Here is a 25,250-nt window from a genome sequence, read left to right on the forward strand (position 1 = left end):
GGCGCCGAGCCCGGCACCGGCCCCCAACCCGTCCAGCCCCGCGCCTGCCCCAACCTCGCCTGCGGCTCCGTCCCCGACGGCCACGGCACTCCCTCCGCCACCTCAGGAGCCGGGCACAAACTGCCGGAACGCGTCATGACGCCCCGAGAGCGAGCGGGAGTCGAGGCATGACGACGCAGCCGCAGTCTCCGGTTGCGGTCGCTCCTCCACTGCCCAATCGGCGTAATTCCGAATTGGTGCTGCTGGGGTTCGCGGCCGTGATCACGACTGTGGCGCTGCTGATCGTCGAGGCCAACCAGGAGTCCGGCCTGCAACTGGACCTCATCCAGTTCACCGTCGGCTTCGTCGTACTGTTCGGCGGTGCCCACCTGGCGGTGCGCCGCTACGCGCCGTACGCCGACCCGCTGCTGTTGCCCGTGGTCGCGTTGCTGAACGGCCTGGGCTTGGTGCTGATCTACCGGCTGGATCTGTCGGCGCACTCGCGGCCCGCGGGCATCCTGCCCGGCGGCAACGCCAACCAGCAGATGCTGTGGACGCTGCTGGGCATTCTGGTGTTCACCGCGGTGCTGATGTTCGTGCACGACCACCGGATGCTGGCCCGCTACGGCTACATCTGCGGCCTGTCCGGCTTGGTGCTGCTGGCCATCCCCGCGGTGCTGCCGGATTCGGTGGCCGAGCAGTACGGCGCCAAGATCTGGATCCGGTTGCCGGGCTTCTCCATTCAGCCCGCCGAGTTCTCCAAGATCCTGCTGCTGATCTTCTTCGCCAGCGTGCTGGTCACCAAGCGCAGCCTGTTCACCAGTGCCGGCAAGCACATGTTCGGGCTGGACCTGCCGCGACCGCGCGACCTGGCGCCGCTGTTGGTGGCCTGGATCGGGTCCATCGGCGTGATGGTGTTCGAGAAGGACCTCGGGGCGTCCCTGCTGCTCTACGCGACGTTCCTGGTGCTGCTGTACGTCGCCACCGAGAAGCTCAGCTGGGTGATCATCGGGCTGAGCTTGTTCTGCGTGGGCAGCCTGGTGGCGTACCACCTTTTCGATCACGTGCGGGTGCGCGTGCAGAACTGGCTGGACCCGTTCGCCGACCCCGACGGCGCCGGGTACCAGATGGTGCAGTCCCTGTTCAGCTTCGCCACCGGCGGCATCTTCGGTACCGGCCTGGGCAACGGTCAGCCCGGCACCGTGCCCGACGCCTCCACCGACTTCATCATCGCGGTGGTGGGTGAGGAGCTCGGGCTCGTCGGCCTGGCCGCGGTGCTGATGCTGTACACGATCGTCGTGATCCGGGGTCTGCGCACCGCCATCGCGGTGCGGGACAGCTTCGGCAAGCTGCTCGCGGCCGGCCTCTCCGCCGCGCTGGCGCTGCAGCTGTTCATCGTCGTCGGCGGCGTCACCAAACTGATCCCGCAGACCGGCCTGACCACACCGTGGATGTCGTACGGCGGCTCGTCCCTGCTGTCCAACTATGTGCTGCTGGCCCTGCTGCTGCGGGTCTCGCACGTCGCGCGCCGGCCGCTGTCCACCCGGGGCGCCAACGCGGCACCGATCGCGGCGGCCAACACCGAGGTGATCGAGAAGCAATGAACACCTCGCTTCGTCGCGTCTCCGGACTGGTGATGGCACTGGTCGTGATGCTGCTGCTGAACGCCACCACCACCCAGGTGTTCGCCGCCGACAGCCTGCGCGCCGACCCGCGCAACCAGCGGGTGCTGCTCGACGAGTACTCGCGCCAGCGCGGCCAGATCACCGCCGGCGGCCAGCTGCTGGCGTACTCGATGCCGACCAACGGCCGGTTCCGCTACCTCCGCATCTACCCGAACCCGCTGGTGTACGCGCCCGTCACCGGCTTCTACTCGCTGCAGTACTCGAGCACCGGCCTCGAGCGCGCCGAGGACAGCATCCTCAACGGCTCCGACGAGCGGCTGTTCGGCAACCGCATCGCCGACTTCTTCACGGGCCGCGATCCCCGCGGCGGCAACGTCGACACCACGATCGTGCCGCGGGTCCAGCAGGCCGCGTGGGACGCCATGCAGCAGGGCTGCGGCGGCAACCCATGCAAGGGTTCGGTGGTGGCGCTCGATCCGTCGACCGGCAAGATTCTGGCCATGGTGTCGTCTCCGTCGTACGACCCCAATCTGCTGGCCTCGCACGAGAGCGAACAGCAATCCGCCGCCTGGCAGGAGCTGCGCGACAACCCCGATTCACCGCTGCAGAACCGGGCGATCTCCGAGACGTTCCCGCCGGGGTCGACGTTCAAGGTGCTGACCACCGCCGCGGCGCTGCAGGCCGGTGCCACCCCGGACACCCAGCTGACCTCCGCAGCCCGAATCACGTTGCCGGACAGCACCGCGACGCTGGAGAACTACGGCGGCGCGGCGTGCGGCGGGGGCCCGACGGTGTCCTTGCGCGAGGCGTTCGCCAAGTCCTGCAACACCGCCTTCGTCGAACTGGGCCTGCACAACGGGGCCGACGCGATGCGGACCATGGCCAAGCAGTTCGGCCTGGACACCCCGCCGCCGTCGATTCCGCTGCAGGTCGCGGAGTCGACCGTCGGCCCGATCTCCGACGCCCCGGCCCTGGGTATCTCCAGCATCGGCCAGAAGGACGTCGCCCTGACCCCGCTGCAGAACGCGATGGTTGCCGCGACCATCGCCAACGGCGGCGTCAGCATGGCCCCGTACCTGGTCGATGACCTGAAGGGACCTGACCTTTCCAACATCGCGGCTACCTCACCGCACCAACAGCGGCGGGCCATCTCATCCCAGGTCGCGGCTACACTTACGGATCTGATGGTCGGCGCCGAGCAGGTGACGCAGCAGAAGGGAGCCATAGCCGGCGTGCAGATCGCATCAAAGACGGGCACGGCCGAACACGGCACCGATCCACGTCACACACCACCACACGCGTGGTACATCGCTTTTGCCCCGGCGAAATCCCCGAAGGTCGCCGTCGCCGTCCTAGTGGAGAATGGTGGAGACCGTTTGTCCGCGACCGGCGGTGCGCTGGCCGCACCCATCGGGCGGGCCACCATCGCCGCGGCGCTACGGGAGGGATCATGAGCGCGCGGGTCGGAGTCACACTTTCCGGCCGCTATCGACTTCAGCGACTCATCGCCACTGGCGGCATGGGTCAAGTCTGGGAGGGCGTCGACAGCAGGCTCGGCCGACAGGTCGCCATCAAGGTGCTAAAGGCCGAGTACTCGACCGACCCTGAGTTCGTCGAGCGGTTCCGCGCCGAGGCGCGCACGGTGGCGATGCTGAATCACCCCGGCATCGCCAGCGTCTACGACTACGGCGAGACCGAGCTCGACGATTCCGGCCGCACCGCCTACCTGGTCATGGAGCTCGTCAACGGCGAGCCGTTGAACTCGGTGATCAAGCGCACCGGCCGGCTGTCGCTGCGGCACTCGCTGGACATGCTGGAGCAGACAGGGCGGGCCCTGCAGGTCGCGCACAGCGCAGGCCTGGTGCACCGCGACGTCAAGCCCGGCAACATCATGATCACCCCGACCGGCCAGGTGAAGCTCACCGACTTCGGCATCGCCAAGGCGGTCGACGCGGCTCCCGTCACCCAGACGGGCATGGTGATGGGCACCGCCCAGTACATCGCGCCCGAGCAGGCCCTGGGCCACGACGCCACCGCGGCCAGCGACGTCTACTCGCTCGGCGTCGTCGGCTACGAGTCCGTGTCCGGCCGGCGGCCGTTCACCGGCGACGGCGCCCTGACTGTCGCGATGAAGCACATCAAGGAAGCGCCGCCACCACTGCCGTCCGACCTGCCCCCGAACGTCCGCGAGCTGATCGAGATCAGCCTCGCGAAGGACGCCATCCACCGCTACCGCAGCGGCGGACCGTTCGCCGACGCCGTCGCCGCGGTCCGGGCCGGACGCCGCCCCCCGCGGCCCAACCAGGCGCCGACCATCGGCCGGGCTGCTCCGGCGGCGATTCCGTCGAGCACGCAGGCCCGCACGAGCAACGAACTGGCTGTGCGTCCGGCACCGGCAACCCCGCGGCCCCGGCCCGCTGCCGGTAGCCATCGGCCGGCCCCGCCCGCGCGGCGGACTTTCTCGCCAGGTCAGCGCGCCCTGTTGTGGGCGGCTGGTGTCCTGGGTGCGCTGGCGATCGTCATCGCGATCCTGATCGTGCTCAACGCGCAGGACCGGCAGGACCAGAAGAACCAGCAGCAGTCCACTGTCACCAACACCATCACCGAGACCACGAAGACGCCCGGCGCACCGGCGGGTCAGTCGGCTTCGCTCCCTGAATTGTCAGGACCGGCCATTTCATGACCACGCCCCAGCACCTCTCCGACCGCTACGAACTGGGGGACATCCTCGGTTTCGGCGGCATGTCCGAGGTTCACCTCGGCCGCGATCTACGTCTGCACCGCGACGTGGCGGTCAAGGTGCTGCGCGCCGACCTGGCTCGGGACCCGAGCTTCTACCTGCGTTTCCGCCGGGAAGCGCAGAACGCCGCGGCGCTGAACCACCCGGCGATCGTCGCGGTCTACGACACCGGTGAGGCCGAGACCCCCAACGGCCCGCTGCCGTACATCGTCATGGAGTACGTCGACGGCGTGACGCTGCGCGACATCGTGCACACGGAGGGGCCGCTGCCGCAGCAGCGCGCCATCGAGATCATCGCCGACGCCTGCCAGGCCCTGAACTTCAGCCACCAGCACGGCATCGTGCACCGGGACATCAAGCCGGCGAACATCATGATCAGCAAGGCCAATGCGGTCAAGGTCATGGACTTCGGCATCGCCCGCGCCATCGCCGACAGCAGCAACCGGATGACGCAGACCGCGGCGGTCATCGGCACCGCCCAGTACCTGTCACCCGAGCAGGCCAGCGGGCAGAACGTCGACGCCCGCTCGGACGTGTATTCGCTGGGCTGCGTGCTCTACGAACTGATCACCGGTGAGCCGCCGTTCGTCGGCGACTCCCCGGTCGCGGTGGCCTACCAGCACGTCCGCGAGGACCCGGTGCCGCCGTCGCAGCGGCACGCCGGGATCTCTCCCGAGCTGGACGCCGTCGTGCTCAAGGCCCTGGCGAAGAACCCGGACAACCGGTACCAGAGCGCCGCGGACATGCGGAACGACCTGATCCGCGTGCACGCCGGCGAAGCTCCCGACGCGCCCAAGGTGCTCACCGACGCCGAGCGCACCGCAATGATGGGCACCGGCGGCTTCGGTGGGCCGCGCAGCATGATGCCCGAGCAGATCACCGTCACCCCGCAGCCGTACCGCTCGACGGATCGGGCCGCCACGCCGATCGGTCGCTGGCTCATCGCCGCCGCCATCCTGGCCGTGCTGACGGTCGTCGTCACCGTGGCCATCAACCTGATCAACGGCAAGCCGCACGACCAGCAGATTCCGGACGTGCGCGGGCTGGCTCAGGCGGACGCCGTCGCCAATCTGCAGAACCGCGGCTTCAAGACCCGCACGCAGCAGCGGCCCGACTCCACCGTGGCGCCGGACCACGTCATCGGCACCGAGCCGTCGGCCAACACATCGGTGGCCGCCGGCGACGAGGTGACCATCAACATCTCCACCGGTCCCGAGCAGCGCGAGGTCCCCGACGTCTCGAAGCTCTCGCCTTCCGACGCGATGGCCAAGCTGCAGTCCGCGGGTTTCCGGAACATCCAGCAGACGGTGTCGCAGTCGCTGCCGGACCAGAAGGACCGGGTCATCGCGACCAACCCGCCGGCCCACCAGACGTCGGCCATCACCAACGTGATCACGATCATCGTCGGCTCCGGGCCCGGTCTGGTGCCCATCCCCGATGTCGGCGGACAGACCGTCGAGGTCGCGACCAAGAACCTCAATACCGTCGGCTTCGCCACGATCTTGACGGCGCCGACCGACAGCCCGAAGCCGGCCGGCGAGATCATCGCGAGCGATCCGCCGGCGGGTACGCCGACGGCCAAGGACGCACCGATCACGCTGAAGGTCTCGCAGGGCAACCAGTTCGTCATGCCGAACCTGGCCGGTCAGTTCTGGACCGACGCCGAGCCGAACCTGCGCGCCCTGGGCTGGACCGGCGTGCTGATCAAGGGCGCCGACGTGCAGAACAGCGGTCAGCGCAGCAATGCGGTGGTCAGCCAGATGCCGGCAGCCGGTAGCGGCGTCAACTTCGGCGCGTCGATCACGCTGAGCTTCGCTTCGTAGTCTTGCGGGGGACGTTCTGGCAGGCCGTTGCTCGCACTTTTACGCCATGAAGTGAGAGTCAGTCACCCAGCGGCCCAACATCGCGTTGACTCTCACCTCAGGGACACGGCCACTCGGTCTTTTGCGACATCAGGTCAGGGTCAACGGGATTCCGGCCCCAGCAGACGTTGACTCTCACCTCAGGGCCGTGGTTACTCGCACTTCCGCGCCATGAAGTGAGAGTCAACGACCCGGGCAGCCCACAACGGCGTCCACCCTGAACCCACGGCACACGCCACTCGCACTGCGTGGATGGAAGCTCGGCGGAATTAGGCCGTACGGGTCGCGGCCGAGACGGCGTCGGCGACTTCCTGCTCGAGACGACTGACCAGTCCCTCGTCGGGCGCCTGACCGCAGAAGGCGAGCCAGTTGGCCAGCATCCGGTGACCGCCCTGCGTCAGGATGCTCTCCGGGTGGAACTGGACCCCGTGGATCGGCAGCTCGCGGTGCCGGACGGCCATGATGACGCCGCTGTCGGTGTGGCCGATGGCCTCCAGCTCATCCGGCAGGGTCTCCGGCAGGATGGTCAGCGAGTGGTAGCGGGTGGCCGTGAACGGGTCCGGAAGTCCTTGCAGCACACCACTATTCGCGTGATGAACCAGGCTGGTCTTGCCGTGCAGCAGTTCCGGGGCGCGGTCCACCGTGCCACCGAAGGCCACCCCGATGGCCTGGTGTCCCAGGCACACCCCGAGTAGGGGAGTGCGGGTCTCGGCGCAGGCGCGCACCAACGGAATGGACGCACCGGCGCGCTCGGGCGTACCTGGACCGGGGCTCACCAGAATCCCGTCGAACTCCTCGGCCACGGCGGCGACGCCCTCGGGGGTGGAGACGCGCTCGTCGTCGCTACGCCAGACCTGCGCGTGCACCCCGAGCTGACCCAGGTACTGGACCAGGTTGAACACGAAGCTGTCGTAGTTGTCGAGGACGAGAACCTGCATGCCGCCAGGCTACTGGGTCACCGACAGACCCGATCAATCAATATGTGACCGGTCCAGCCGGTTTGGCGTACTGCAGCTTCAGCGGCATCCGGTGGCCGACGACGTCGACCGACGCCCGCGGCTCCTCGGTGTAGCCGAGCCCGAACCGCACCACGTACTGCTTGTACAAGGTCACCAACGGCGCGGCGGCCAGCGCGGCCCGCATGCCCTCGACGTTGCCGATCACGGTCACGACGTAGGGCGGGCTGTAGGTCCGGCCGTTGAGCAACAGGGTGTTCCCGACGCAGCGTGGAGCCGACGTGGCCAGGATCCGCTGGTCCTGCATCTGGACGGCCTCGGCCCCGCCCAACCACAGTGCGTTGAGCACCGCCTGGACGTCCTGTTGATGCACGACCAGGTCGTCGGGGGTGGCGTCGCGCGGGTACTGACCCTGCGCATTGCGCTGCGCGTCGTTGAGGGTGATCACCAGGCCCGGTCCACGCATGGGATCGAGGCCCAGCTCCAGGCCGAGCTCGTTGGCGCGGCTCGTGATGGCGCCGAGCGCGGCATCGGCGCCGGGCGTACCGCCGTGGTGATTCTCGAGCTGATGCTGCAGGTTGTCACGCTCGGCGGTCCGGGTGGCGACGGTGCGTTGCGCCTCTTTCACCATGTCGACGAGGCGGGGCGCGTCGCTGCGCCGGATCTCGCTGCCGCCGGACACGCTGTGGGTGGTGGCCAGCAGGAGGCCGGCAAGCACACAGACCACCGGCACACCGAATCGCCAGGCGGAGTGGCGGGCCGGCTGGGCAGGTTCCGAGGTCCCAGCCGTCCACCAGGGCCTGCGAGGCGACACGTCTTCTGCGTTAGGCTCTGAGTGCATACCGCTCCATCGTCGCACCGAATTGCCGGTTTTTCTCCACCGGCCCGGATGTGCGGCACCGACTGTCCGCGAAGGTACCAATGCCCAAGTCCAAGGTTCGCAAGAAGAACGACTTCACCATCAACCCGGTGAGTCGGACGCCGGTGAAGGTCAAGGCCGGACCGTCGAGCGTGTGGTTCGTGGTGTTCTTCTGCTCGCTGATGCTGATCGGCCTGATCTGGCTGGCGGTCTTCCAGCTCGCCGCGCTGAACCCGGCCGGTACGCCCCACCTGCTGCAGTGGATGGCCGATCTCGCCCAGTGGAACTACGCGATCGCCTTCGCATTCATGATCACCGGTCTGCTGCTGACCATGCGGTGGCGCTGAGCTGCGTGAACGGCCCCGGTTCGTTACATACCGGTCTCGTTACGTAACCCAACTGGCAACCTAGCGGTCACGCAATCACATCGATGTGATTCATCCCCATTGGGGATAGTGCCTGTGGATAACTTGCCCCTGAGGGTGTGGACATCTCATGGAACAAGCTCAATGGAGCCCCCCGACTGCCGGCATCGTGGCCTGTGGAGCATTCGGCGTCGTACTGACGGCAGTGGCCCTGACATCGGTCACTGACCTGCCCGGACGCCTTCTTGGCGGCATCGCGGCCATCGGTCTGCTGGTGTTCGCCGTCATGTCCTGGCGGGCGCGGCCGAAGCTCGCCATCACCCCGGCGGGGCTGGTGGTGCGCGGGTGGTTCAGCACCCAGACTTATGCACAGGCCGACCTCAAGAGTGTGCGGATCACCGAGTTCCGCCGGCTGACCCGCAAGGTGCGGCTCTTGGAGCTCGACACCGTCGACGACCGGCTCCTGGTCTTCACGCGATGGGATGTCGGCACCGACCCCATCAACGTCCTCGACGCCCTGACCGACGCCGGCCTGATTCCTTAGTTCCAACGCAAACGGCGCGACAGCCCCGGTGGGGGACTGCCGCGCCGCGCGTCAGGCTGGGATCAGGAAATGGTGACCGAGTCGACGACGACTGCCTCGGTCGGGCGGTCGCCGCGGTCGACGGACGTGGTGGCGATGGCGTCCACGACCTTCTGAGACTCCGCATCGACGACCTCACCGAAGATGGTGTGGCGACGGTTCAGGTGCGGGGTGGGGCCGACGGTGATGAAGAACTGCGAACCGTTGGTGCCCGGGCCGGCGTTGGCCATGGCCAGCAGGTACGGCTTGTCGAACTGCAGCTCCGGGTGGAACTCGTCGGCGAACTGGTAGCCCGGGCCGCCGCGGCCGGTGCCGGTCGGGTCGCCGCCCTGGATCATGAAGCCGTCGATGACGCGGTGGAAGACGACGCCGTCGTAGAACGGGCCGGAGGTGCCGCCCGAGGCGTTCTCGGTGGAGTAATCCTTGGTGCCCTGGGCCAGACCAACGAAGTTGGCGACGGTCTTGGGCGCGTGGTTACCGAACAAAGCAATCTTGATGTCGCCGCGGTTGGTGTGCAGCGTCGCGGTCGCGGTCTGAATAGGGCTCGTCACGGAAAGTCAGTCTGCCACTCACATTTAAGACCCCGAAGTCGCCCCCACCGAATAACGTGGAAGGCCTAGCGTAGAGCCAAGCCCCCGCTTGGGAGGTCTGCAGAAATCGTGTCCGGCAGAGAGGTTGGTTGATGAGCACTGTCACCGAGAACGTCCCCGAGGTCAGCCGCCCCAGCTCCGGTGCCCGCCTGGGTCGTGGGCTGAAGTACACCGTCGTCGGGCCGCTGCTGATCCTGCGCGGGGTGCTCGGGCTCGGCGTCGGCTCCACCCTCGGTACCGCGCGCTGGGTGGGCCGGCGGTGCCACCGCAGCGAGGATTCCGCGGGAGATCTCGCGGTGGTGGTGCAGTCCGGCGCCAACCGTCGCCGGCCGTTGCTCATCGCCGGTGCCACGGTCGCGGTGCTGGCCCTCGGCGGCATCACGTTCTCGATCGTGCGGCGCTCGATGCAGCCAGAGCCCTCTCCGCTGCCCCCGAGCGTGGACGTGACGCCCCAGCCCTAGGTTTCCGCGTCGAGACTGAGCTTGTGTGTCAGATCCGGATCTGACACACAAGCTCATGTTCGTCAGCCCGCCTTGGTGCAGGCCGTGATGAGGGCCTCCGGGTCGGTCACGCTGACCCCCAGCTCCCGCAGCGTCACCGGTACACCGCAAACCTTGGCCTTGACGGGTGGGTCGATGGTCAGCGCCACCACGCCGTCGGACGAGCCGTTCACCAACCAGCGTCCGCGGAAGCCGTGTACACCCCAGGACGTGATGCGTCCTTCCCACCGGCTGGCCTCAGCGATGGAGCTCAGCGGGATCTCGGCGGCAAAACCCCACCCCATGGTCACGTGCAGCGCTCCGTCGCGCACTTCCACGCCGCTGTGCTTCGGCCCGAGACCGAACGGCACCGACAACGGAAGCATCCACTTCGCGTAGCTGATCTCTGTCGTCATGGGGGCAGAGTAGGACGGTGACGTTGGAGCGCCGTTGGAATCTCCGCTTGCGTCAGACGAGAAAAGCGGCCCCGATAGTCGCTATCGGAACCGCTTTGTGAACTGCTGTGGATTTGTGGAGCCTAGGAGATTCGAACTCCTGACATCTGCCTTGCAAAGGCAGCGCTCTACCAACTGAGCTAAGGCCCCTCGACGGTGTCCGGAATTGAGTGCCAGACCTCTGCGCCATGCCGGGTCCGCCATACGAAGCCGGCGGCGACTGCGACCATGGCACCGAGCACCAGCAGAACCAATCTCACGGTGCACCCTTCCGGTGGGGGAGTCGGTGACACCGACTTCCGTGGGCCTAGGAGGACTCGAACCTCCGACCTCTTCGTTATCAGCGAAGCGCTCTAACCGCCTGAGCTATAGGCCCGAAAGTGGCCTTGCGGCCGAGCGATGAGATTACCGTATGGGGACCTCTGCGCCCAAAACGCGACGTCAGTCGCGCCCGCAGGCCTGCCGACTAGTCGCGATCGGCGAGCGTCACCTCAACCCCGCCGACCAGATCGGTCGTCAGGTTGTAGACGAACGCCGCGGCGGTGGCCATGGCCGTCAGCAGCACGATGTTGACCAACCCGACGAGGGTCGCGCCGCCGAAAATCGTACTGGCAGAAACCAATTCACCGCCACTGCCGCCACCACTGGTGAGCAGATCGCCGACGTTGCTGTTGAGCTTGCTCCACACACCCATGCCACCGAGGACCAGGTAGAGGAACGCCACCGCGATCATCCAGACGAAGAACAGCGCCACCGACAGCACCAACGAGACCTTCAACACGCTCCACGGATCGACGTGGCGCACCTGCATGCTGGCCCGCACCGGGCCGTCCTGCCGGGCACCCACGCGGCTCCGTGGTGCCGCCGAACGTGCCGGGGCCGGCGAGACGGTGGCGACGGTGCTGCGCGGCTCCCGTGGTTCGCCCGACGCCCGACGCTGCGGCTGGCGGGACAGATCCGGGATCTCGCTGGCGTAGGCCGCCTCGGGCCGCGTCTCCGTCCGAACCGTCTCGGCCGTCCGGACGGGCTTCGGCGGCACGTTGCCCGTCGGAGTCACGGCCGGCACCGGGGGCACCGGCGGGACGTCGGGGGTGACGGCCGGCGTGATGGTCGTCTCGGCTTCGGAGGCCGAACCTCCGCTGCCGCTGACGAACCGGTTGAGCCGGTCATCCAGGCTCTGCCCGGCGGCCGCGGGCGCGTCCGCCGGAGCTCCCGTGCGGGCCCGCTGCCAGGGCGGCGCTTCGCCGCCCTGGTCGGCCGCATGGGCGCCGCCACCCGATCCGGCAGGCCCGTTGTTGCTCGCGGGTCCGTCACCGGTACGGGTGTATCCCGGCTCGTTCGGGGAACTCACCTGGCGGCTCCTTCAATCAGTGCGGCTGCGGGCAGCCGCAGCACTACGTTTCGTCGGTCTCGGTCGCGGTTTCGGTCTCGACGTCGATATCGTCGTCACCTTCGGCCTCTTCGGCGTTGCGCGCGACGGCAATCAGTGTGTCGCCCTCACCCAGGTTCATCAACCGCACACCCTTGGTCTGCCGCCCAGCCTTGCGCACCTGACGTGCCGCGGTCCGGATGACACCACCGCCGGAAGTGATGGCGTACAGCTCGGTCTCGTCATCGACGATCAACGCTCCGACCAGACTGCCACGCTTCGGGTCGTACTGGATCGTGAGGATGCCCTTGCCGCCGCGGCCCTGCGCGGTGTACTCGTCGATGGCCGTCCGCTTGGCGTAACCGCCCGCGGTCGCGACCAACAGGTAGGTGTCCGGGATCACGACGTTGAGCGACAGCAGCCGGTCGTCCTCGTTGAACCGCATGCCCTGCACACCGGAGGTGGCCCGGCCCATCGGCCGCAGCGCCTCGTCGGTCGCCGAGAAGCGGATGGACTGGCCGTTGGCGGACACCAGCAGCAGGTCCTCTTCGGCGGAGCACAGCACCGCACCGACCAGTTCGTCACCGTCGCGCAGGTTGATCGCGACGATGCCGCCGGAACGGTTCGAGTCGAAGTCGGCCAGCTTGGACTTCTTCACCAGACCGTTGCGGGTGGCGAGCACCAGGTAGGGCGCGTCCTCGTAGCTCTTGATCTGGATGACCTGAGCGATGCGCTCTTCCGGCTGGAAGGCCAGCAGGTTCGCCACGTGCTGACCACGCGCGATCCGCGAGGCCTCGGGCAGTTCGTAGGCCTTGGCCCGGTACACCCGGCCCTGCGTGGTGAAGAACAGGATCCAGTCGTGCGTGGAGCACACGAAGAAGTGGTTGACGATGTCGTCCTGCTTGAGCCCGGCACCCTGCACACCCTTGCCGCCGCGCTTCTGGCTGCGGTACAGGTCGGTCTTGGTCCGCTTGGCGTAGCCGGTCTCGGTGATGGTGACGACGACGTCCTCGCGCTGGATGAGGTCCTCGTCGGCGACGTCACCCTCCCCCGCAATGATCCGGGTACGACGGTCGTCGCCGTACTTGTCGGCGATCTCCTTGAGCTCGTCGTGGACGATGGCGCGCTGCCGCTCGGGCTTGGCCAGGATGTCCTCGAGGTCTGCGATCTCGGCCTCGATCTTGGCCAGGTCGTCGACGATGCGCTGACGTTCCAGGGCGGCGAGGCGACGCAGCTGCATGTCGAGGATGGCCTGCGCCTGGATCTCGTCGACTTCGAGCAGTTCCATCAAGCCGCCCCGGGCTGCGTCGGCGTTCGGGGAGGCCCGGATCAGCGCGATGACTTCGTCAAGGGCGTCAAGGGCTTTCACCAAGCCGCGCAAGATGTGAGCGCGCTCGTTGGCCTTCCGCAACCGGTACCGGGTGCGCCGGATGATCACGTCGAGCTGGTGCGTGACGTAGTACCGGATCATCTGATCGAGCCGCAGGGTGCGTGGCACGCCGTCGACGATCGACAGCATGTTGGCACCGAAGCTGGTCTGCAGCTGAGTGTGCTTGTAGAGGTTGTTCAGCACCACCTTGGCGACCGCGTCACGCTTGAGGTCGATGACGATGCGCAGACCGACACGGTCGCTGGACTCGTTGTCGATGTTCGCGATACCGGCGATCCGGCCGTCGCGCACCAGGTCGGCCACCGATCCGATGAAGTTGTCGTGGTTGACCTGGTAGGGCAGCTCGGTGATGACGAGCGAGGTGCGGCCCTTGGCGTCTTCCTCGATCTCGACGACACCGCGCATGCGCACCGAGCCGCGGCCGGTGCGGTAGGTGTCGGAGATGCCCTGCGTCCCGACGATCAGGCCGTGGGTGGGGAAGTCCGGGCCCTTGACCCGCTCCATGCACGCTTCGAGGGTGGCTTCCTCATCGGCTTCGTGGTTCTCCAGGCACCAGTACACGGCCTCTGCCAGTTCGCGGAGGTTGTGTGGCGGGATGTTGGTGGCCATACCGACGGCGATGCCGCCGGAGCCGTTGGCCAGCAGGTTCGGGAACCGGCTGGGCAGGACGGTCGGCTCTTGCACGCGGCCGTCGTAGTTGGGGATGAAATCGACTGTCTCCTCGTCGATTTCGCGCAGCATCTCCATGGCCAGCGGGGTGAGGCGGGCCTCGGTGTAACGCATGGCGGCGGCGGGGTCGTTGCCCGGCGAGCCGAAGTTGCCCTGGCCGTCGACCAGCGGGTACCGCAGCGACCACGGCTGGGCCATGCGGACGAGGGTGTCGTAGATCGACGAGTCGCCGTGCGGGTGGTAGTTACCCATGGTCTCGGCGACCGAGCGTGCCGACTTGGCATGCGAACGATCCGGCCGGAACCCCGAGTCGTACATCGCGTAGAGCACGCGGCGGTGTACCGGCTTGAGGCCGTCTCGGACCTCGGGGAGGGCACGGCCGACGATGACGCTCATGGCGTAATCGATGTAGCTGCGCTGCATCTCCTGCTGGATGTCAACCGGTTCGATGCGGTCGCCCGCGGGCGGCATGGTGTCGGTCATCGAATTCCTTCTCCGGATTGTTTCACGTTAAACATTGATTTTTGGTGGTCGGGCTGAGCCGGACTCACAGTCTCTGATCGCTAGACATCAAGGAATCGAACGTCTTTCGCGTTCCGGGTGATGAAGCTGCGGCGTGCTTCGACGTCCTCGCCCATCAGGATCGAGAACAGTTCGTCGGCAGCCGCGGCGTCATCGAGGGTCACCTGACGCAAGACCCGGACCGACGGATCCATCGTGGTCTCCCACAGCTCCTTGGCGTCCATCTCACCCAGACCCTTGTAGCGCTGGATGCCGTCGTCGGTGTTGATCCGCTTGCCGGCGGCCTTGCCGGCCTCGAGCAGACCGTCGCGCTCGCGGTCCGAGTAGGCGAATTCCGGTTCGCTGCGTTGCCATTTCAGCTTGTACAGCGGCGGCTGGGCCAAGAAGATGTGGCCGTTTTCCACCAGCGGCTTCATGAAACGGAACAGCAGCGTCAGCAGCAGGGTCGAGATGTGCTGGCCGTCGACGTCGGCGTCGGCCATCAGCACGATCTTGTGGTACCGCAGCTTCGACAGGTCGAACTCGTCGTGGATACCGGTACCCAGGGCCGTGATGATGGCCTGGACTTCGTTGTTCTTCAGCACGCGGTCGATGCGGGCCTTCTCGACGTTGATGATCTTTCCGCGCAGCGGCAGGATCGCCTGGAACATCGAGTCGCGGCCGCTCTTGGCCGAGCCGCCGGCCGAATCGCCCTCCACCACATACAGTTCCGACTTCGTCGGATCGGTGGAACGGCAGTCCGCCAGCTTGCCGGGCAGGCCACCGAGATCGGTCGCGCTCTTGCGGCGCACCAGCTCACGCGCCTTGCGCGCGGCCACCCGGGCCTGGGCCGACGAAACCGCTTTGTTGACCACCGTCTTGGCTTCGGCGGGGTTGGCCTCGAACCAGTGGGTCAGCTGCTCGTTACAAATCTTCTGTACGAACGACTTGACCTCGGTATTGCCGAGCTTGGTCTTGGTCTGGCCTTCGAACTGCGGTTGGCGGACCTTCACCGAGACGACGGCGGCCAGCCCTTCACGGATGTCGTCACCGGTGAGATTGGCTTCTTTTTCCTTCAGCAACTTCTTGTCGCGCGCGTACTTGTTGACCACGGTGGTCAGCGCGGCGCGGAAGCCCTCTTCGTGGGTGCCACCCTCATGCGTATTGATGGTGTTCGCGAAGGTGTGCACCGACTCGGAGTATCCGGCGTTCCACTGCATCGCGATCTCGACCTCGTGGCCTTCGGCCTTGCCACCGAAATCGATGATGCTCTGCTGGATGGGGCTCTTGGTGCGGTTGATGTGCTTGACGAAATCGACCAGGCCGTCGGGGTAGTGATAAACCCGGTGCTTGACCTTGTGCGGGCCCGACGCTTCGGCTGCCTTTTCCTCAGCGGTCTTGGGTGCCTCGGCGTGATCGCTGACCACCTCATCGACAACCGCAGCCGCGACGACCCGTTCGTCGGTCAGCTCGATGGTCAGGCCCTTGTTGAGGAAGGCCATCTCCTGCAGGCGGCGGGCGATGGTCTCGAAGTCGTAGACCGTGGTCTCGAAGATGTCGGGATCGGCCCAGAACCGGATGGTCGAGCCGGTCTTCTTGGACGGCTCACCCTTGCGCAGGGTCCCGGGGACCGACTTGTCATAGGTCTGGTGCCACTCGAACCCGTCCTTGTGGACGTCCGCCTCGAGCCGCGTCGACAAGGCGTTGACCACGGAAACGCCGACGCCGTGCAGACCACCGGATACCTGGTAGGCGCCTTCTTCGAACTTGCCGCCGGCATGCAGGACGGTCATGACGACGTCAATGGTGGGGATGCCGGTGGCGTGCATCGCGACCGGGATGCCGCGGCCGTCGTCGGTGACCTGGACTCCGCCATCTTCGAGGATGCGGACATCGACCTTGGTCGCGAAACCGGCCATCGCCTCATCGACGGCGTTGTCCACGACTTCCCAGACCAGGTGGTGCAGGCCGCGCTCGCCGGTGGACCCGATATACATACCGGGACGCTTGCGGACCGCTTCCAGACCTTCGAGGACCTTGATCGAATCGGCACCGTACTCAGCCGGCGCATCCTTCTTTTGGGCAGCCACGTCGGAAGCGTCTCCTTGGGGTTCGCGGGGCGGTGAGGACACCGCACTCAGATCTGTCGACAGTCTACCGGTAGCAGTCGGCGGCACTGACTTTCTGACAGCGTTTTGACACGTCTGTTCGCGCCGTGCGGGGAATTTCTCGGGTGACGTCGCGTCCGGACGCTCCAGGGGCGTCATCTTGGACGCATCGGCGCGCTCAGAGACGCCCGGAACCAGGCTCAGCCGAAGGTGTCGCGGGGACCGCGGGCCCCGTAGTTACGTGGGCCCTGCTTCCACGTCGGCCCCGACGGACCCAGGATTTTCAGCGACGTGACGACCCCGTCGCCGACGGCGGCCGCGATTTTCGCCAAAATCTGGGACTGCACCATCCGCAACTGGGTCGCCCAGGCCGTGGATTCCGCCGTCACCGTCAGAATGCCCTCGCGTAGGGAGGTGGGGGAGGCGTGCTCCGCGATCTGGTCGCCGACCACCGTCGACCACTGGCCGAACACCGATCCTTCGGCCATCCGGCCCGACCAGCCCCGGTTCCGGGCCATATCCATGGTGGCCGAGCCCAGCAACTGCGGGTCCCGGCGATCGGGCCCGGGTCCGGACCAGGTGCGCCGGCCGCCACCGCGACGAGTCTTGGAGACGGGCGCGTTACGGCCCCGGCCGACATCTTTTCCTTGGCTCCGGGCCGCGCCGCGAGCTTCCTCTAGCGTGCGGCGGACCAGATCCATGCCCTTCAGATGGGCGAGATGCGGTGGCGGGAAAGCACTTTCCGGCAGGTCGGGCTTCGCGGGCTCGTCTGGCCCGTCCGGTTGATCCGCTCGGTCAGCCTCGCTCATGCGTCCACCACCGAAATCCGCCCGCCGTCGTCGTCGTCGCGCATCACCACATTGATCCGGGTGCCGTCCCAGTCCTGGGGAATGTCATCGGGCACCGCGGCAGTGACCAAAACCTGCTCCGCCGATTGTGCCACGTCAGCGAGCGCCCGACGGCGTGCCGAATCGAGTTCGGCGAAGACATCATCAAGGAGTAGGACCGGGTCGGTGCCGTCGGTGCGCAGCAGTTCGTACGCGCCCAGCCGCAGCGCCAGGGCCATGGACCACGATTCGCCGTGGCTGGCAAAACCTTTCGCGAGCTGGTCGCCGAGGCGCAGCTCGAGATCATCGCGGTGCGGACCGACCAGACACACACCGCGCTCGAGTTCCGCGGTTCGACGCCGGGTGAGTTCGTCGAGCAGTGCGGTCTGATACGCCGCGATGTCGGTCGACCCGGTGCCGGCCTGTTCCTCGACGGCCGCCACGGAACTGCGGTAGCGCACCGATGCGGGCCGCGACGACGGCGCCAGCAGGTGGTAGGCCTTCGTGATCTCCGGGTGCAACTCGTTGATCAGGTCGACGCGGGCCGCGATGAGCTCGGCACCGTGACTGGCCAGGTGACCGTCCCAGACATCGAGAGTTTCCAGCGCGCCGGCATCACTGCCGCGAAAACGGCTGGCGCCCGCGGATTTCAGCAGCGCGGTGCGCTGCCGGACGACTTTTTCGTAATCCGCGCGCACCCCACCCAACCGGGGCCGACGGGTGCTGGCCAGTTCATCGAGATAGCGCCGGCGCTCGCCGGGATCGCCGCGAACCAACGACAAATCTTCGGGTGCGAACAACACCGCCCGAAGGGCGCCGAGAATTTCGCGGGCCGACCGGACGGGGGAGCGGTTCAGCCGGGCTTTGTTCGCGCGGCCCGCGGTGATGTCGAGATCCACCGCAAGTTCCCGGCCCTCGTTGACCACGATGGTGGACACCACCGCCCGCTCACAGCCAGACCGGATCAAGGGTGCGTCGGACGCCACCCGGTGAGACCCGAGCGTGGCGGTATACCACAGGGCCTCAACGATATTGGTCTTGCCGAAACCGTTCTGGCCGACGAACACGGTCCGACCCGGAGCCAGTTCCAGGTCGAGCCGCGGCCATGATCGGAAGTCGGTCAGGGTGAGCTGTCGAACGAACACCTAGCCGGACTTACTGACCCTCTGCACGGCGTGGCCACCGAACTGATTACGAAGTGCTGCAACGGCTTTCATGGTCGGCGAGTCCTCCTGTCGAGACAGGAACCGCGCGAACAGCGACGCCGCGATGCCCGGCACGGGGACCCGCAACCGAATGGCTTCCTCGACCGTCCACCGGCCTTCACCGGAGTCCTCGGTGTAGCCGCTGATGTCGGCCAACTGGGGATCTTCCTTGAGCGCCTTGGCCAGCAGCTGCTGCAGCCAGGAGCGCACGACGGTGCCGTTGGACCAGGCCTGGTAGACCGCCTGCGGACTCTTGATCAACGGCTCGGCGGCGAGCATCTCGTAACCCTCGCCGTAGGCAGTCATCAGCGCGTACTCGACGCCGTTGTGCACCATTTTGGCGAAATGTCCGGCACCGACCGGGCCGGCGTGGACGAAGCCGTCGGCGAGATCTCCCTCGGGCCGCAGCGTCTCGAAGATCGGCATGACGCGCGCGACGTCGTCGTCACTGCCGCCGATCATCAGGCCGTAGCCCTCGGTCAATCCCCAGACGCCACCGGAAACGCCGGCATCGATGAAGCCGATACCCTTGTCCACCAACATTTTTGCGTGAATACCGTCTTCGGTGTAGCGCGAGTTGCCGCCATCGATCACCAGGTCACCGGAGCTCAGCACCCCGGCGAGATCCTCGATGGTCTCGCGGGTGATCTCACCCGAGGGCACCATGACCCAGACCACGCGCGGCGCTTCGAGCTGCTCGGCGAGGGCCGCGAGTGACGGCACGTCGCTGACCTCGGGCCGTGGGTCGTATCCGATGACTTCGTGGCCGCCACCGCGCAGACGCTCGCGCATGTTGAAGCCCATTTTTCCGAGGCCGATCAACCCCAGCTGCATGTGTGCGTCCTCCGCTGTTCGGTTCCGGTCAGCCCGGCAGGCGCACTGGCATCAACAAGTACACGTAGTCGGTGTCCCCGGCGGGGAACGGTCCGGATCCCGAGTACTGATTCTCCCCGGCCGGACGCAACACCGCAGGCTTGCTGGGGGTGGTGAAGCCGAAAGTGACGCGGTCGGCGTGCAGCGAACCCAGCCCGTCGGTGAGATAGGTGGGGTTGAACGCGATGGTCAGCGGCTCACCGTAGAACTCGACCGGCAGGTCTTCCTCGGCGCGACCGACGTCGTCGGCACCGGCCGACAGCCGCAAGATGTCGTCGGCGAACTCCATCCGAACCTGGGCACCACGGTCGGCGACCAGCGCGACACGCTTGATGGCCTCGGCGAGCTCGGCGACACCGATGGTGGCCACTGCGGTGTGCTCAGCCGGCAGCAGCTGGCGGAATTTCGGGAATTCGGCATCCAGCAGGCGTGTGGTGGTGCGCTTGCCGTTGCTGCGGATACCCAGCATCCCGTCCTTGCCGACAGCCTGTCCGGCGCCCAGCGACAGGTGCACCTCGTTGCCGTCGGATCCGGACTTGGCCGACTCCGCGAGGGTCTTGGCCGGAACCAGCACGGCGGCCTCGAGATCCGGCACCGCGGAATTCCACGTGAGCTCACGGACCGCGAGACGGAAGCGGTCGGTGGCCGCCAGGACGACCTTCTCGCCCGAGATCTCGACGCGGACACCGGTCAGCATCGGCAGGGTGTCATCACGGCCGGCGGCGACCGCCACCTGTCCGATGGCCTCGGAGAAGACGCTGGCGGGCACGACGCCGGTCTCGTCCGGCAGCGCCGGCAGCGCGGGGTAGTCCTCGACCGCCATGGTCGGCAGCGAGAAGCGGGCGCTACCGCAGCTCAGCGCCACCCGGGTGCCTTCGACGCTCAGTTCGACGGGCTTGGCCGGCAGGGCGCGAGTGATGTCCGAGAGCAGCTTGCCCGACACCAAAACGCTTCCGGGAGAAGAGATTTCAGCTGCGACGCGAACTTCGGCAGACACCTCGTAGTCGTATCCGGAGATGGTCAGACCGTCGTCGGAGCCGGTCAGCAGCACACCGGCCAGGACCGGGTTCAGCGGCCGGGACGGCAGGATCCGGGCCACCCAGGCCACGGCGTCGGCGAAATCTTCCCGAACCAGACGGAACTTCAAATCGGTCAGACCCGCTGTCGTCGCCACGTCCATAGCGTCCCTTCGCTGTAACCCCACCACGCTTGCCTGCCGGATCCCGCCGTGAGGCGAAGGCACCACGCATCGGCGTTGGTTCCGGCTATCGAACAACACCGTAGAGCGTTCCGCGTGAAGTTGAAAGCTAAACGATCAGGCCGGAGAGCGCGCGATGACCCCCGGAAACCTGTCGGGATCCGGTTGTCCACCGGGAGTTTCCCCACCGGACTGCTTTTAGAAGAAGATCTAGAGAGATCTAAAGGTATTAGTAATAGGGGCTGTGCACGCTGTGGATGGATCCACGGAGTTGCTGGTGGGGGGCTCACCGGCGGGATCCGGGCCTGTGCGCAGACTGTGCAGGCGCCGTTAATCCAATCCGTGTATTTGTGGAGCGATCTGGCCGTGTGGATTGTTCTGAGCAAAATCCCAGGGTTTATCCCATGTAGTACACAGCGCTGTGCACAGCCGAATCGTGTGACAAAAGATGCCTGTGATGCCAAAGTTTTTTCTGACGAACCGGCTCGACGGCGCGAAAATCGGCCTGGATCTCGTCGGATCCGGGCGATGGGAAGAGCACGCTTGTGCCGAAAAACAACACCGGCCCGCAGGCGTGATCGCCCGGGGCCGGTGTTGGAAGAGACGGATTCAGTGCTTGGAACGCTGCCGGATCCGGGTGGTGAGCTCTTTGACGTGATCGAAAACCTCACGCCGCGAAGCCATTTCCTTCTTGATCTTGCGCTCGGCGTACATCACCGTGGTGTGGTCGCGGCCGAAGGCCTGGCCGATCCGCGGCAATGACAGGTCCGTGAGCTCCCGGCACAGATACATGGCGATCTGCCGGGAGAGCGCGACGGCGCGGGTCTTTCCGGGGCCGCGAAGCTCCTCGACGCTGGTCTCGAAGTACTCGGCCGTGGCCGCCATGATCGTGGCGATACTGATCTGGGTGGTGCCGGCGTCGGCGATGAGATCTCGCAGCACAATCTCAGCCAGGGACTTGTCGATCATCGTCTTGTTGAGCGACGCGAACGCCGTCACGCGGATCAACGCACCCTCGAGCTCGCGGATATTGCGGTCGATGCGACTGGCAATCAGCTCCAGCACGTCGTCCGGCACATCCAGCCGATCCATCTGCGCCTTCTTGCGCAGGATCGCGATGCGGGTCTCCAGCTCGGGCGGCTGAACGTCGGTGATCAGACCCCATTCGAACCGGGTGCGCAGCCGGTCTTCCAGCGTCGCAAGCTGTTTCGGCGGCCGGTCCGACGAGATGACGATCTGCTTGTTCGCGTTGTGCAGCGTATTGAAGGTATGGAAGAACTCTTCCTGAGTGCTTTCCTTGCCTTCGATGAACTGGATGTCATCGACCAGCAGCACGTCGATATCGCGGAAGCTGCGCTTGAACGACGCCGTCCGGTCGTCACGCAACGAGTTGATGAAGTCGTTGGTGAACTGCTCGGTCGAGACGTACTTGACTCGCATGCCCGGGAAGAGCTTCTGTGCGTAATTGCCCGCCGCGTGCAGTAGGTGCGTCTTGCCCAGACCCGACTCACCCCAGATGAACAGTGGGTTGTAGGCCCGGGCCGGCGCCTCGGCGATGGCCAATGTCGCGGCGTGCGCGAACCGGTTGGACGCCCCGATGACGAAGGTGTCGAAGGTGTAGCGCCGGTTGAGGCTCAGATCAGCGGATTCGTCGGCGGGCGGCCGGTTGAAGTACCGGGGCCAGCTCTCCTCAGCGCTCGAGAGCTCTTCGCTGTCGTCGTCGAGGTCGTCGGCCGCGGTGAGGGGCTCGGGTTCGGGGGCCTCAGCCGGCTCCGAGGGCACCGACCGGTCGTCGGTGTCCGGGACCGCGATACGAACGCCCAGGTCAACGCGCTGTCCGAGGTGCCGGCTCAACGCGGCGATGATCGGTTCGCGCAGGTGGCGTTCGATCTCGTTCTGGACGAATTGGGTCGGCACCGACAGCAACGCGAAACCTTCGGTCAGCACCAGCGGCTGAACCATGCGCAACCAGGCCCGCTGTTGGGCGGTCAGCGTCGTGGTGCCGCCGAGGTCACCGTTGAGTTCGGCAACCACGCTTTTCCAGATGTCGGTGAACGATGCACCCGGGCTAGCGGTCAACGACTACTACCCCCTCGGAGCCGCCTGACCGGCGGCTCAATAAAACGACGACAATCTGTCCACATAGTTATCCACAGACTGTGGACAAAGTAGAAGAATGCCGTCGTGCTCGTGTTTTGCATGCAGGAAGCCCGCGCGCTGAGGCTCGTCACAGGAACGTCTGTGGGCTCGTAGCGTCGGGACCTCTCTGGCTTGTTGTCTTGCGCCGTCGTGCAACGGCATTGGCAGAAGCTAACAAGTTTTCTGTTCGTCCGCCAACCGTTCGGCAACATTGGTTCGAGGTTCTTGGGCGTGTCGGCTTGCCACGTTGCGAGTGTTACAACTGTGACGAGCACAAGCGCGTTCCCGCTGCGCTTCCCTCTCGATGCGGTAACGGTTCCTGACGTGGGACGGCGAGGTTTGACCCGGCGAATCCAGATCAGTACCCTCGAACAGTCGCCCACAAGTGGTGATACGGCTGCGACTGGGGAAGTTCTGCCACGAACTTCATCGGTACCGCGCCGGCTAGCAAGCAAGATGCGTGCGCTTACCAGCGACGACCGTGCCCACCGGCATGACTCGTTCATGTCGGTGGCGAGTGCGGGCGTCACATAGTTGAGGAGATATAGCCGTGGCCAAGGGCAAGCGGACTTTCCAGCCGAACAACCGCCGTCGGGCTCGTGTGCACGGCTTCCGTCTGCGTATGCGGACCCGCGCCGGCCGCGCCATCGTGTCGGCACGCCGCGGCAAGGGCCGTCGCTCTCTCACTGCGTGACCTGACGCAGGATCGAAGCACCGTGCTTCCGGCTCGTAACCGGATGACGCGCTCGACAGACTTTCGAGTCACCGTGAACCGCGGTGTCCGTGCGGCACAGCGGGATCTCGTGGTGCATTCGTTGGCACCCGGAGCTCCCGACGGCGCCGAGCCGAACACCGAGGACGCGCCGAAAGTCGGTCTCGTCGTAGGTAAATCGGTCGGCAATGCCGTCCAGCGGCACCGGGTGTCCCGTCAGCTCCGTCATGCCAGTCGTGATCTGCTGCCCGAGCTGCGGAGCGGCGAGCTGCTGGTGATCCGGGCCCTGCCCGGCAGTCGCGACGCGGCCACCGCCACGCTGCAGGACGAACTACGAGCGGCTGTGCAGCGCGCTCACGCAAAGTCCGGATCCCGGCAATGACAGGGCGGCTGGCCCGCGGGCTGATCTTTCTCATCGAGCTGTACCGCAACATGGTGTCGCCGATGCGTCTGCCCAGCTGCCGGTTCAGCCCCACCTGTAGTGAATACGCCGTCGAGGCGCTCACCGAACACGGTCTCTTCCGCGGTTGTTGGTTGACGACAGTCCGGCTGGCCAAGTGTGGCCCGTGGCATCACGGGGGATGGGACCCCATCCCCGAAAGACGGTCCGCGGCAACCGCCGCGCAGTCAAGGAGCGATTCGCTTGTCTTTTAACTGGTTCAGCCTGGACTACATCTATTACCCGGTATCGGGGATCATGTGGCTCTGGTACAAGCTCTTCGGCGCGATCCTCGGCGCGGAGAACTTCTTCGCCTGGGGCCTGTCGGTGATGTTCCTGGTGTTCACCCTGCGTGCCATCCTGTACCGGCCGTTCGTCCGCCAGATCGAGACCACCCGTCAGATGCAGGAACTGCAGCCCCAGATCAAGGAACTGCAGAAGAAGTACGGCAAAGACCGCCAGCGGCTCGCGCTCGAGATGCAGAAGCTGCAGAGCGAACACGGTTTCAACCCGCTCCTGGGCTGTCTGCCGATGCTGGCGCAGATTCCGGTGTTCCTTGGCCTGTTCCATGTTCTGCGGTCGTTCAACCGGACTGAGGGCGCCGGGATGGGTATCGGGGCGCAGGCGCTGTCGCTGGAAGCGAACCGCACGACGGGCAACTATTTCTTCAGCGCGACCGACGTCAGTCACTTCCTGAACACGGACTTTTTCGGTGCGCCGTTGGGCGCCACCATGATTCAGACCGGTGAGAGCCTCAAGGCGTTCGCCCACTTCGACCGCATGTCGGTGATCCTGGTCGGCATCCCGCTGATGATCGTGTCGGGTATCGCCACGCACATGAACAGCCGCGCGTCGGTGGCCCGGCAGAGCCCCGAAGCAGCCGGCAACCCCCAGACCGCGCTGATGAACAAGCTGGCGCTGTACGTGTTCCCCTTGGGTGTGGTGGTCTCCGGGCCGTTCCTGCCGATCGCCATCCTGATGTACTGGGTGGCCAACAACATCTGGACCTACGGTCAGCAGCATGTGGTGTTCAACCGGATCGAGAAGCGTGAGGCGGAGGAGAAGGAGCAGGCGATCGCACGTCGCTCCGCCAACGCCCCCGCACCCGGTGTGAAGCCGAACAGGTCGAAGAAGGGCAATCCGCCGGCAGCCCCGGCAAGCACCGGCACCGACGTCGAACAGACCGGTACGGAGCTCGACGGTACGGCGGAATCCGATGCTGCGGGGTCGAAGCCGGCCCCGGGTGCCAAGCCCAACAAGAAGAAGCGTTGACCGGCCAGAGGGTAAAGACCCTGAGCGACGGCCGGTGCAAGAGGGAGAAGGCAGG

At 66.3% G+C, this 25,250-nt stretch carries 22 protein-coding genes, 2 tRNA genes and 1 pseudogene; 11 read left to right on the forward strand and 14 right to left on the reverse strand.

Features of this window, described 5'->3' with window-relative positions:
* Positions 1-167 precede the first annotated feature (167 nt).
* Genes TL10_RS15655 through pknB form a run of 4 tightly spaced genes read left to right on the forward strand, consistent with a single transcriptional unit; the run spans position 168 to position 6,167 of the window.
* Positions 168-1,583, forward strand: a complete 1,416-nt coding sequence (locus TL10_RS15655) for a peptidoglycan glycosyltransferase RodA (RefSeq protein ID WP_043986309.1) — start codon at positions 168-170, stop codon at positions 1,581-1,583.
* Positions 1,580-3,058 (forward strand): D,D-transpeptidase PbpA, encoded by a 1,479-nt coding sequence (gene pbpA, locus TL10_RS15660; RefSeq protein WP_043391439.1) that lies wholly within the window; start codon positions 1,580-1,582, stop codon positions 3,056-3,058. The genes TL10_RS15655 and pbpA overlap by 4 nt, the downstream gene beginning before the upstream one ends.
* Positions 3,055-4,287, forward strand: a complete 1,233-nt coding sequence (locus TL10_RS15665) for a protein kinase domain-containing protein (RefSeq protein ID WP_043986310.1) — start codon at positions 3,055-3,057, stop codon at positions 4,285-4,287. The genes pbpA and TL10_RS15665 overlap by 4 nt, the downstream gene beginning before the upstream one ends.
* The gene (pknB, locus tag TL10_RS15670) at positions 4,284-6,167 is read left to right on the forward strand and encodes a Stk1 family PASTA domain-containing Ser/Thr kinase (RefSeq protein WP_043391442.1); all 1,884 of its coding nucleotides are present in this window, start codon (positions 4,284-4,286) and stop codon (positions 6,165-6,167) included. The genes TL10_RS15665 and pknB overlap by 4 nt, the downstream gene beginning before the upstream one ends.
* A 308-nt stretch (positions 6,168-6,475) precedes the next feature.
* Here the strand turns inward: pknB and TL10_RS15675 are convergent, their stop codons facing one another.
* A complete protein-coding gene (locus TL10_RS15675) occupies positions 6,476-7,144 on the reverse strand; it encodes an aminodeoxychorismate/anthranilate synthase component II (protein ID WP_043391444.1) in 669 nt (222 codons plus the stop codon).
* 37 nt (positions 7,145-7,181) lie between these two features.
* Positions 7,182-8,003, reverse strand: coding sequence for a DUF881 domain-containing protein (locus TL10_RS15680; RefSeq protein WP_081936536.1), 822 nt, complete (start codon positions 8,001-8,003; stop codon positions 7,182-7,184).
* 80 nt (positions 8,004-8,083) lie between these two features.
* Here TL10_RS15680 and crgA point away from each other — a divergent pair, with 80 nt between their 5' ends.
* On the forward strand, positions 8,084-8,368 hold the full coding sequence (crgA, locus tag TL10_RS15685) for a cell division protein CrgA (RefSeq protein ID WP_020099906.1): 285 nt from the start codon (positions 8,084-8,086) through the stop codon (positions 8,366-8,368).
* A gap of 148 nt (positions 8,369-8,516) precedes the next feature.
* Entirely contained in the window at positions 8,517-8,930 is a 414-nt protein-coding gene (locus tag TL10_RS15690) for a PH domain-containing protein (protein ID WP_043391450.1), read from the forward strand.
* Between the two features lie 62 nt (positions 8,931-8,992).
* Here TL10_RS15690 and TL10_RS15695 read toward each other — a convergent pair whose 3' ends face one another.
* The gene (locus TL10_RS15695; RefSeq protein ID WP_043391451.1) at positions 8,993-9,520 is read right to left on the reverse strand and encodes a peptidylprolyl isomerase; all 528 of its coding nucleotides are present in this window, start codon (positions 9,518-9,520) and stop codon (positions 8,993-8,995) included.
* A 131-nt stretch (positions 9,521-9,651) separates the two neighbouring features.
* On the opposite strand from TL10_RS15695, the gene cwsA reads away from it, so the two are divergent.
* Positions 9,652-10,020, forward strand: a complete 369-nt coding sequence (cwsA, locus tag TL10_RS15700; protein ID WP_043986311.1) for a cell wall synthesis protein CwsA — start codon at positions 9,652-9,654, stop codon at positions 10,018-10,020.
* A gap of 62 nt (positions 10,021-10,082) precedes the next feature.
* Here the strand turns inward: cwsA and TL10_RS15705 are convergent, their stop codons facing one another.
* From TL10_RS15705 to dnaA, 11 genes and pseudogenes are all read right to left on the reverse strand, one after another.
* Positions 10,083-10,454: a hypothetical protein gene (locus TL10_RS15705; protein ID WP_043986312.1), complete on the reverse strand. Its 372-nt coding sequence runs from the start codon at positions 10,452-10,454 to the stop codon at positions 10,083-10,085.
* A gap of 116 nt (positions 10,455-10,570) precedes the next feature.
* Positions 10,571-10,643, reverse strand: a tRNA-Ala gene (locus tag TL10_RS15710).
* A 152-nt stretch (positions 10,644-10,795) separates the two neighbouring features.
* Positions 10,796-10,869 (reverse strand) — tRNA-Ile (locus TL10_RS15715).
* A 90-nt stretch (positions 10,870-10,959) separates the two neighbouring features.
* On the reverse strand, positions 10,960-11,844 hold the full coding sequence (locus TL10_RS15720) for a DUF3566 domain-containing protein (protein WP_043986313.1): 885 nt from the start codon (positions 11,842-11,844) through the stop codon (positions 10,960-10,962).
* 43 nt (positions 11,845-11,887) lie between these two features.
* On the reverse strand, positions 11,888-14,404 hold the full coding sequence (gyrA, locus tag TL10_RS15725; protein WP_043391459.1) for a DNA gyrase subunit A: 2,517 nt from the start codon (positions 14,402-14,404) through the stop codon (positions 11,888-11,890).
* Between the two features lie 80 nt (positions 14,405-14,484).
* Positions 14,485-16,512: a DNA topoisomerase (ATP-hydrolyzing) subunit B gene (gyrB, locus tag TL10_RS15730; RefSeq protein ID WP_043986314.1), complete on the reverse strand. Its 2,028-nt coding sequence runs from the start codon at positions 16,510-16,512 to the stop codon at positions 14,485-14,487.
* A 218-nt stretch (positions 16,513-16,730) separates the two neighbouring features.
* Positions 16,731-17,339, reverse strand: coding sequence for a DUF721 family protein (locus tag TL10_RS15735; protein ID WP_043986315.1), 609 nt, complete (start codon positions 17,337-17,339; stop codon positions 16,731-16,733).
* A complete protein-coding gene (gene recF / locus TL10_RS15740) occupies positions 17,336-18,502 on the reverse strand; it encodes a DNA replication/repair protein RecF (protein ID WP_043391467.1) in 1,167 nt (388 codons plus the stop codon). Before recF ends, TL10_RS15735 begins: the two co-directional genes overlap by 4 nt.
* Positions 18,503-19,405: pseudogene (gnd, locus tag TL10_RS15745) on the reverse strand (phosphogluconate dehydrogenase (NAD(+)-dependent, decarboxylating)); the annotation flags it as partial.
* Positions 19,406-19,424: 19 nt separating this feature from the next.
* Positions 19,425-20,615 carry a DNA polymerase III subunit beta gene (gene dnaN, locus TL10_RS15750; protein ID WP_043391472.1) on the reverse strand — a complete coding sequence of 397 codons (1,191 nt, stop codon included), beginning with the start codon at positions 20,613-20,615 and terminating at the stop codon, positions 19,425-19,427.
* A 627-nt stretch (positions 20,616-21,242) separates the two neighbouring features.
* Positions 21,243-22,712 carry a chromosomal replication initiator protein DnaA gene (gene dnaA / locus TL10_RS15755; protein WP_043986317.1) on the reverse strand — a complete coding sequence of 490 codons (1,470 nt, stop codon included), beginning with the start codon at positions 22,710-22,712 and terminating at the stop codon, positions 21,243-21,245.
* Positions 22,713-23,322: 610 nt separating this feature from the next.
* Here dnaA and rpmH point away from each other — a divergent pair.
* The 4 genes from rpmH to yidC are packed head-to-tail and all read left to right on the forward strand — an operon-like array spanning position 23,323 to position 25,195.
* Positions 23,323-23,466: a 50S ribosomal protein L34 gene (gene rpmH, locus TL10_RS30190; protein ID WP_073695092.1), complete on the forward strand. Its 144-nt coding sequence runs from the start codon at positions 23,323-23,325 to the stop codon at positions 23,464-23,466.
* A 22-nt stretch (positions 23,467-23,488) separates the two neighbouring features.
* Positions 23,489-23,866 (forward strand): ribonuclease P protein component, encoded by a 378-nt coding sequence (rnpA, locus tag TL10_RS15760; RefSeq protein ID WP_043986318.1) that lies wholly within the window; start codon positions 23,489-23,491, stop codon positions 23,864-23,866.
* Positions 23,863-24,138 (forward strand): membrane protein insertion efficiency factor YidD, encoded by a 276-nt coding sequence (yidD, locus tag TL10_RS30195; protein ID WP_081936537.1) that lies wholly within the window; start codon positions 23,863-23,865, stop codon positions 24,136-24,138. The genes rnpA and yidD overlap by 4 nt, the downstream gene beginning before the upstream one ends.
* 43 nt (positions 24,139-24,181) lie before the next feature.
* The gene (yidC, locus tag TL10_RS15765) at positions 24,182-25,195 is read left to right on the forward strand and encodes a membrane protein insertase YidC (RefSeq protein ID WP_043986320.1); all 1,014 of its coding nucleotides are present in this window, start codon (positions 24,182-24,184) and stop codon (positions 25,193-25,195) included.
* Positions 25,196-25,250: the final 55 nt, after the last annotated feature.

This window comes from Mycolicibacterium llatzerense (genome assembly GCF_000878195.1).
Classification (GTDB): Bacteria; Actinomycetota; Actinomycetes; order Mycobacteriales; family Mycobacteriaceae; genus Mycobacterium; species Mycobacterium llatzerense.

Bases quoted from the DNA above. Each gene is read 5' to 3' on its own strand.
- TL10_RS15665 (WP_043986310.1), top strand. From the start codon at position 3,055: ATGAGCGCGCGGGTCGGAGTCACACTTTCCGGCCGCTATCGACTTCAG.
- yidD (WP_081936537.1), top strand. From the start codon at position 23,863: ATGACAGGGCGGCTGGCCCGCGGGCTGATCTTTCTCATCGAGCTGTAC.
- cwsA (WP_043986311.1), top strand. From the start codon at position 9,652: ATGAGCACTGTCACCGAGAACGTCCCCGAGGTCAGCCGCCCCAGCTCC.
- TL10_RS15675 (WP_043391444.1), bottom strand. From the start codon at position 7,144: ATGCAGGTTCTCGTCCTCGACAACTACGACAGCTTCGTGTTCAACCTG.
- pbpA (WP_043391439.1), top strand. From the start codon at position 1,580: ATGAACACCTCGCTTCGTCGCGTCTCCGGACTGGTGATGGCACTGGTC.
- yidC (WP_043986320.1), top strand. From the start codon at position 24,182: ATGTGGCTCTGGTACAAGCTCTTCGGCGCGATCCTCGGCGCGGAGAAC.
- TL10_RS15680 (WP_081936536.1), bottom strand. From the start codon at position 8,003: ATGCACTCAGAGCCTAACGCAGAAGACGTGTCGCCTCGCAGGCCCTGG.
- dnaN (WP_043391472.1), bottom strand. From the start codon at position 20,615: ATGGACGTGGCGACGACAGCGGGTCTGACCGATTTGAAGTTCCGTCTG.
- pknB (WP_043391442.1), top strand. From the start codon at position 4,284: ATGACCACGCCCCAGCACCTCTCCGACCGCTACGAACTGGGGGACATC.
- TL10_RS15655 (WP_043986309.1), top strand. From the start codon at position 168: ATGACGACGCAGCCGCAGTCTCCGGTTGCGGTCGCTCCTCCACTGCCC.
- gyrA (WP_043391459.1), bottom strand. From the start codon at position 14,404: ATGACCGACACCATGCCGCCCGCGGGCGACCGCATCGAACCGGTTGAC.
- TL10_RS15690 (WP_043391450.1), top strand. From the start codon at position 8,517: ATGGAACAAGCTCAATGGAGCCCCCCGACTGCCGGCATCGTGGCCTGT.
- TL10_RS15735 (WP_043986315.1), bottom strand. From the start codon at position 17,339: ATGAGCGAGGCTGACCGAGCGGATCAACCGGACGGGCCAGACGAGCCC.
- TL10_RS15705 (WP_043986312.1), bottom strand. From the start codon at position 10,454: ATGACGACAGAGATCAGCTACGCGAAGTGGATGCTTCCGTTGTCGGTG.
- crgA (WP_020099906.1), top strand. From the start codon at position 8,084: ATGCCCAAGTCCAAGGTTCGCAAGAAGAACGACTTCACCATCAACCCG.